The organism is Streptomyces sp. TRM70350 (assembly GCF_019219825.1).
Lineage (GTDB): Bacteria > Actinomycetota > Actinomycetes > Streptomycetales > Streptomycetaceae > Streptomyces.
On sequence record NZ_JAHUXH010000018.1, the window covers coordinates 146,694 to 153,242 of the forward strand.

Genomic DNA, 6,549 nt, shown 5'->3' on the forward strand with positions numbered 1-6,549 from the left:
CTGCTCCACCGCAGGGACGGCACGGTCCCGAACGGCCGACGGCCCCGGCTCCTCCGAGCCGACAGGAAGTCTTGGCGGGTTCACTGTCCGCCCCCTTCCCCGGGTCGACTCGTACCGCCAGCGTAGAGCGGACAGGCCATGGCCACGTGAGGTCCACTCCGGGAACGCGGCCATGCACTGCCGGGCGCCGCCGCGGTCCTCGACGCCCTGGACGTCGGGCAGTGGGGATGGCTCCCCTACGCGCAGGCCATCACCGAGGCGTTCGCCGACATCTTGACCAGGAAGGAGGCGGCGGGCCATGAAGATGCCGACCGACCCTGAGACCGACGCCGCTCGGCTGCGTGAGGCCATGGCGAAAGTCCTTGCCGACGACGGGGCTCTCCGCGACTCGGCCTGGCGGGCAGCGGTCGAGAGGGTGCCACGGCACCCCTTCGTACCCGGCTTTTATCTGCCCGCCGACCAGCGCGACGAGCACGGACTGACCGTGTGGGAGCCGGTCACCGCCGAGCGCGACTACGGCCGGTGGCTCGCCGCGGCGTACTCAGACACCACGCTGATCACGCAGTTCGACGGCGAGGAGCCCGACTGGAAGGACCCGGTCGTCCGGCATGGTGGGGCTCCCACCTCGTCGTCGACGCTGCCATCGCTCGTCCTGCGCATGTGGGCCGACGCCGACGTGGCGGAAGGGCACACAGTGCTGGAGATCGGAACCGGAACCGGCTATTCCACCGCACTGGCCTGCGAGCGGCTGGGCTCCTCGCACGTCACCAGCCTGGAGGTCGACCCGCGCCGGATGGAGGCGGCGGCACACGCGCTCTACGGCTGCGGCTACTTCCCTACGCTGGCCGTGGCGGACGGCCTGTACGGGTACTGGCCCGAGGCTTGGTACGACCGAATCGTCGCCGCCTGTTCGTTCCGTGCCGTCCCGCCCGCGCTGCTCGCCCAAACACGGCCGGGCGGGAAGATCCTGCTCCCACTGTCGGGCTGGCTCTACGGCAACGCCCGTGTCCTGCTCACCGTGGCCGAGGACGGCACGGCTGTGGGCCCCTTGCTGCCCGGCACGATTTCCTTCATGGCCGCCCGGAGGCACGCGGCACCGGCGTTCGGCAATCCTGCCGACTGGGCCGCCGGTTTGCCCGAGAAATCACGGTCGGCCAGGCACAGCCCCGAACGGATCACGACCGCGACCGACGAGGCGTTTCACCTGCGCTTCCTCGCCCAAACTGCCGTACCGGACACCCAGATGATCATCATCGGCGCAGTCGTACGCCTCGTCGACGTCGTCTCCGGCTCCGCCGCCACGCTCACGCCCAACGGCGATGTGTGGGAGGTCCGCGAGGGTGGCCCGGGGAAGCTGTGGGAGCGGATCGAGGACGTCCTGGACGCGTTCGACGCGGCCGATCGGCCGGGACCGGAGACCTTCACGATGCACGTGTACGACGGCGGGCAACACCTACGGCATCCGCAGATGCCTGGGCTGCCGTTTCCGAGGCCTTGAGCGATCACTCGATGTGCCTGACGCGTGCTCTGTGTCTCCCGGCGGGCACGCATGCCATTGACCAACCCTGGGGGAAAGGGAGTGAGGGCCGGTATGACGAACCTGGTCCCGTGGCAGCAGCGGCTGTCCACTGGCACGGAGGACATCCAGGACGAGGTAGTCCGCGTGTACCAGCAGACACGTCACAGCAAGGCGTATGTGCCCACGATGATTTGGGGCACGCTCCAGACCGAGGCGTATGCGACCGTCATCCTTCGGCAGGTTGTCGAGTTCCTCGGTGTCCCGGATGACGTCCCGGCGGGAGTGGCCAAGCGGATGGAGCGGCAGCGGGTGCTCCACGACGGTGAGCACCGCTTCGACGTGATCCTCGGCGAGCAGGCTCTTTACACCAACGTCGGAGGGCCGACGGTGATGCGCGGGCAGATGGAGCGTCTGCTTCGGGACTTCGACCTTGATTCCCTCAGGCTGGGCATCGTCCCCACCACTGCTGAGGTGGGGATGGTTCCTGAGCCCGGCTTCAACATGTACGACGACAGTCGAGTCCACTACGAACTCGTCTCCACCGGGGTGGACATCACCGACCCGGACGAACTTGCCCTCCACAACAAGGCGTTCAGCATCCTCAGCAACGCTGCCTGCTACGGAGACGACGCCAAGTCGCTCATCAACAAGGCTTTGGCTTCCTGGAGCGGCGACTGAGCGTTCCGTCGCTGTCGTACAGGGCCTCAAAATTAAGGAGAACCAAAGAGGACGGCTCGATCGTCCTGCCGTCCTGCCTGAATCACTAGGGCATGGTCGAACAGCCCCCGACCCCGCCGGCTGAGCGGCGCAATAGGACACGGCTCGGGGCCCACAGGCATGACTGCTGGGCCTCAGTGCACGCCGATCGAGGAGATGGATCACGGCCAGGCAGCACCCTCATCGTCGGCGAGCCGGGAGGCGTCGCACCGAGTTCAGCTGGGCAGCGCATCGTCGAGCTGCGCCAGCTCCGCCGCGCTCAGCTCGAGCTCGGCGGCCCGGGCCGAGTCCTGGATGGATACCGGGCGGCTGGCTCCCGGCACCGGGATCATTGCCGGGGAGCGGTGGAGCAGCCATGCCAGGGCGATCTGCTGCGGGCTGACGCCGCGCTCGGCCGCGATGCGGTGGAAGGCGGTGCCCGTGGAGGTCGGGCCCGACGGTCCGTCGAGGGAGCTGCGGGCGATGCCGCCCAGTGGGCTCCAGGGCAGGAAGGCCAGGCCCAGCTCCGTACTCAGCCGCAGTTCGGGCTCGCTGCCGCGCACGGCGGGGGAGTACTGGTTCTGGACCGAGACGAGCCCGTCGCCGAGGATCGCGTGCGCCTCGCGGATCTGGGCGGTGTTCACGTTGGAGATCCCGACGGCGCGGATCGTGCCGACCTCGAGCAGTTCGAGCAGTGCGCCGACGGAGTCGGCCCATGGCACGGCCGGGTCCGGCTTGTGCAGTTGGTAGAGGCCGATGGCCTCGACACCCAGTCGCTTCCGGGATGCCTCGGCGGCGCGCTTGAGGTGTCCGGGGGTGCCGGTGACCGTCCAGCTGCCGTCGCCGGGCCGGCCGCGGCCGCCTTTGGTGGCGACGAGGACGCCGGAGGTGTCGCTGCCGTAGCGGGCGAGGGCGCGGGAGATGAGGAGTTCGTTGTGGCCCCTCTCGCCGGCGTGCCAGTGGTAGCTGTCGGCGGTGTCGATGAGCGTGACGCCCGCGTCGAGGGCGGCGTGGATGGTGGCGATGGCCCGCTCCTGGTCCGGTCGTCCCTCGATGGACAACGGCATGGCGCCCATGCCGACGGCGCTGACGGTGGTGTTCCCGATGGTGCGGTACTGCATGGCGGGTCTGTTCCTCAGGCGGCTTGGGTGGCGGATACGTCCAGGGCTTCGGCGACGGCGCTGGGCAGCCAGTCGGTGGTGCGGGAGAAGGAGAAGCCCAGCTCCTTCGCACGGGCGTTGCTCATGGCGTAGTGGCGATCGAAGGAGAAGGGCGAGGCGGCCTCTCCCGCGGCGATGGTCCGGTATACCGGTTCCCGGCCGGTCAGCACTGCGATGACGGCGGCCAGGCCGCGTACGTCGAGCAGTTCGTCGGAGCACGCGTTCACCGGGCCGGTGAAGTCGGTGGCCGTGGTCGCCCACAGCAGCAGGTCCGCCAGCTCCTCGTAGTGGATGAAGACCGTGGGCTGCGCCTCGGCGTGCACGGCGATCTCCGTGCCCTGGCCGATGCGCCCGATGTAGTGCGCCAGGCGGCCGGTGAACTCCTGCACGCCGCCGCCGAGCACGTGGGCGCTGCGCACGGAGGCAAAGGCGAGCCCGCCGTCCCGGGTGAAGACGGCCTCCGCCTGGCGCTTGCCCTCGGCGTAGTGGGCTTCCAGGTACGCCGCGTCGTGCCAGGGCAAGTCCATCTGCACCAGCCAGGCGGCGGGTTCCACGATGTCTTCCGGCACAGGTGTGCCGTACGGGACGGCGGGCAGTGCGGCGGTCGCCGGGTCGTACACCTCGATCGTGGACGTCATGACGTACCGAGCGGTGCGGCCGCGGAAGGCGCGAGCGGCGATGGCGGCCTGCACGGGGGTGTAGCAGACCTGGTCGACGACCACGTCGAAGGTGCGGGAGCCGAGGGCGGCGGTGAGGCCGGTCTCGTTGTCGCGGTCGGCGACAAGGTGCTCGACACCGGGCGGTGGCGGGGTGGAGCCGCGGTTGATCACAGTGACCTGGTGCCCGGCGGCCTGCAGGCGCTGGACCAAGAGCTTTCCGACGTACCGGCTGCCGCCGATGACACAGATTCTCTGCATGCCCCCATCCTGAAGATCTACCATCACCAGCAGAAGTGCATACTTACTGGACAGGTGTTAAGGAACGCTGTTGATCGATGTACAGCGCCTTCGCGTACTGCGGGCAGTGGCGGAGCACGGCAGCTTCAACCAGGCGGCAGCAGTCCTCCGCCTCACCCCCTCGGCCGTCTCCCAGCATGTGGCAGTCCTGGAGCGCAGCCTCGGCGCCCAGGTCGTAGCGCGCAGCACGCGCGGGGTCACCCTCACCCAGGCCGGTCGGATCATGGTCCAGGCCGCCGAGTCGGTCGCAGCGGAGCTTGCGCACGCAAAACAGCAAGTCGACCAGCTCAGTACGGGCCGCACGCAGCTCACCATCGCCACGTTCACCAGCGGCGGCAGGTTCCTGCTGCCCGGCGCCCTCGCTCGGCTGACGGCAGCCCATCCCCACACCGTGCTCCACGTCAGGGAGGCCGAGCCTGAAGACAGCCTGCCTCTGGTCCGCCAGGGCGCCGTGGACCTCGCGCTCGCCTATCACTTCGACGGCCCGCTGCCCGGCCAGGTGAGCCAGAACTCCAGCATGGAGTGGACTGCGCTCTTGGAAGACCCCTTGTACGTCGTGCTACCCGAGGGCCATCGACTGGCCAGCCGCGCTGTGCTCGATATCGCCGAGTTGGCGACCGAGCCCTGGGTGCTTGGCTGCCTCAAGACAGAGACGTACCTGCAGCGCTACGCCGAGCGCGCCGGCTTCGACCCGGAGATGCGCGGCACGACAACCGACTACTTCTTCGCGCGCTCGCTCGTCGCCGCAGGCCTGGGCATCTCACTGATCCCCTCCATCGCGCTGGCCCCGGAGATGCCAGGCGTGCGCGCCGTCCCGATCAAGGAGCCGGGTCCGACTCGGCACATCGGCGTTGCCACGATCAGCCGCCGCCGTGACCACCCTCAGCTCGCGACCCTGATCAATGCTCTTCAGGAGCAGGCAGCAGCACTGGACGACACGTGACCGCGGGCCAGGTGGCCATCATCAGGCTCCCGGCCCGGATGATCCCGCTGATCAGGGATGCGTGCGATGCCATTCGAGCGTGCCGTTGCGCCAAGGTCTGTAGGGCGTGATCCGCTGGTGGTGCGACTCGAGCAGCGCACGGTGGAACGCGTCGGCGCGGTAGCAGGCGTCGATGTCGGGGTGGTGTTCCCTGGTGGCAGCCGACTTCACCGCGTACCTCAGTGATGCTGAAGTCGCGGACTTCGCGGGGCAGATGCTCTCCCGTCTGGACGCGGCGTCAGGTGTGGGCTTCTCGGCCGTGGTGACGCCTGGACGCAACAATCCCCTGGCACTGAAGGCCGAGCCCGTCGGGGATGGTTTCGCCTTCTTCGTGCGGTTGACTCCCAACGGGGACGACACCGTGTGCCACCTTCAGATGGAGCTTAATCCGATCGCCACCCCGGACCTGCGCGAGATGTTCGGCGCGCTACACGCGGCGCTGGTGACCTGACAGTCTGGAGCGCTGACTGGTTAGGCAGCTGTTTGGAGCGGACGCTCACCCCAGCGGATGCCTTTCTCGCTGCGGATTCGTGCTCGTTCGCGTCGTTGGGCGGCCAGGACGTCGGGGTGGCGGGCGTTCTGCCCCAACGTCTACCGGACCGCATCGGGGTCGTTCGTGATCCAAGGAGGCCTGTGCAGCGCCTTCGACACGCCGAGGGAGAAGCGCTTGTGGAGATCCCGGAGGCGGTTCTGAGGGAGGCTGTCCGTGCTCTTGGCTGGTGAGGACTGGCGGCGGACGTTCGACGCCATGCAACAGGAGGCACGGCGCCTGGAGACGCTGCCTGTCTACCGCGTGCCACAGGAGAAGGAGGCAATTCGTCGCTTCCTGGCCGGGGAGCCGGTTACCCGCGAAGCAACACAACCTTGGTATGACCGGGTCAAGACCTATGTGGCCAGCGGCCGCAGTGTTGGGCGAGTGCACATCGTCCGGCAGCCCCTGTCGGACTACCTCCGCTTCGAGTTCGAGTACTACCGCCACAACGTCGAAGCCGGGGAGGCCATCCGCATCCTCGACGTAACCAACCGCCCCAACCCCCTTGATGGCGTTCAGGACTTCTGGATGTTCGACCGGTCTCGGATCGTGCTCATGCACTACGAACCAGACGGGACGCAGATCAGCCGGGAAGTTTACGAGGGTAGCCCGGAGCCGTTTCGGGAGTACCAGCGCATCGCCCTCGCGGAATCGGTGCCCTTTCAGGAGTACGTGAAGGGCCTTGTCGATTGATCCGGAGCAGC

At 68.2% G+C, this 6,549-nt stretch carries 7 protein-coding genes and 1 pseudogene; 5 read left to right on the forward strand and 3 right to left on the reverse strand.

Annotation, left to right across the window (positions count from 1 at the left end; translation table 11 throughout):
• Window positions 1-298: 298 nt before the first annotated feature.
• A complete protein-coding gene (gene tgmC / locus KWI83_RS24930) occupies window positions 299-1,498 on the forward strand; it encodes an ATP-grasp peptide maturase system methyltransferase (RefSeq protein ID WP_218516616.1) in 1,200 nt (399 codons plus the stop codon).
• A gap of 93 nt (window positions 1,499-1,591) precedes the next feature.
• Window positions 1,592-2,197: a DUF5753 domain-containing protein gene (locus KWI83_RS24935; protein WP_218516617.1), complete on the forward strand. Its 606-nt coding sequence runs from the start codon at window positions 1,592-1,594 to the stop codon at window positions 2,195-2,197.
• Window positions 2,198-2,451: 254 nt separating this feature from the next.
• Here the strand turns inward: KWI83_RS24935 and KWI83_RS24940 are convergent, their stop codons facing one another.
• Both KWI83_RS24940 and KWI83_RS24945 read right to left on the reverse strand, forming a co-directional pair.
• The gene (locus KWI83_RS24940; protein ID WP_218516618.1) at window positions 2,452-3,336 is read right to left on the reverse strand and encodes an aldo/keto reductase; all 885 of its coding nucleotides are present in this window, start codon (window positions 3,334-3,336) and stop codon (window positions 2,452-2,454) included.
• 14 nt (window positions 3,337-3,350) lie between these two features.
• A complete protein-coding gene (locus KWI83_RS24945; protein WP_218516619.1) occupies window positions 3,351-4,292 on the reverse strand; it encodes an NAD-dependent epimerase/dehydratase family protein in 942 nt (313 codons plus the stop codon).
• A 70-nt stretch (window positions 4,293-4,362) separates the two neighbouring features.
• Here KWI83_RS24945 and KWI83_RS24950 point away from each other — a divergent pair, with 70 nt between their 5' ends.
• Together KWI83_RS24950 and KWI83_RS24955 are read left to right on the forward strand one after the other, a co-directional pair.
• Window positions 4,363-5,274 carry a LysR family transcriptional regulator gene (locus KWI83_RS24950; RefSeq protein ID WP_218516620.1) on the forward strand — a complete coding sequence of 304 codons (912 nt, stop codon included), beginning with the start codon at window positions 4,363-4,365 and terminating at the stop codon, window positions 5,272-5,274.
• Between the two features lie 193 nt (window positions 5,275-5,467).
• Window positions 5,468-5,764: a hypothetical protein gene (locus KWI83_RS24955; protein ID WP_218516621.1), complete on the forward strand. Its 297-nt coding sequence runs from the start codon at window positions 5,468-5,470 to the stop codon at window positions 5,762-5,764.
• A gap of 20 nt (window positions 5,765-5,784) precedes the next feature.
• Here KWI83_RS24955 and KWI83_RS39035 read toward each other — a convergent pair.
• Window positions 5,785-5,895 (reverse strand): annotated as a pseudogene (locus tag KWI83_RS39035) (IS630 family transposase); the annotation flags it as partial.
• Between the two features lie 124 nt (window positions 5,896-6,019).
• Here KWI83_RS39035 and KWI83_RS24960 point away from each other — a divergent pair.
• The gene (locus tag KWI83_RS24960; protein WP_218516622.1) at window positions 6,020-6,538 is read left to right on the forward strand and encodes a DUF6879 family protein; all 519 of its coding nucleotides are present in this window, start codon (window positions 6,020-6,022) and stop codon (window positions 6,536-6,538) included.
• Window positions 6,539-6,549: the final 11 nt, after the last annotated feature.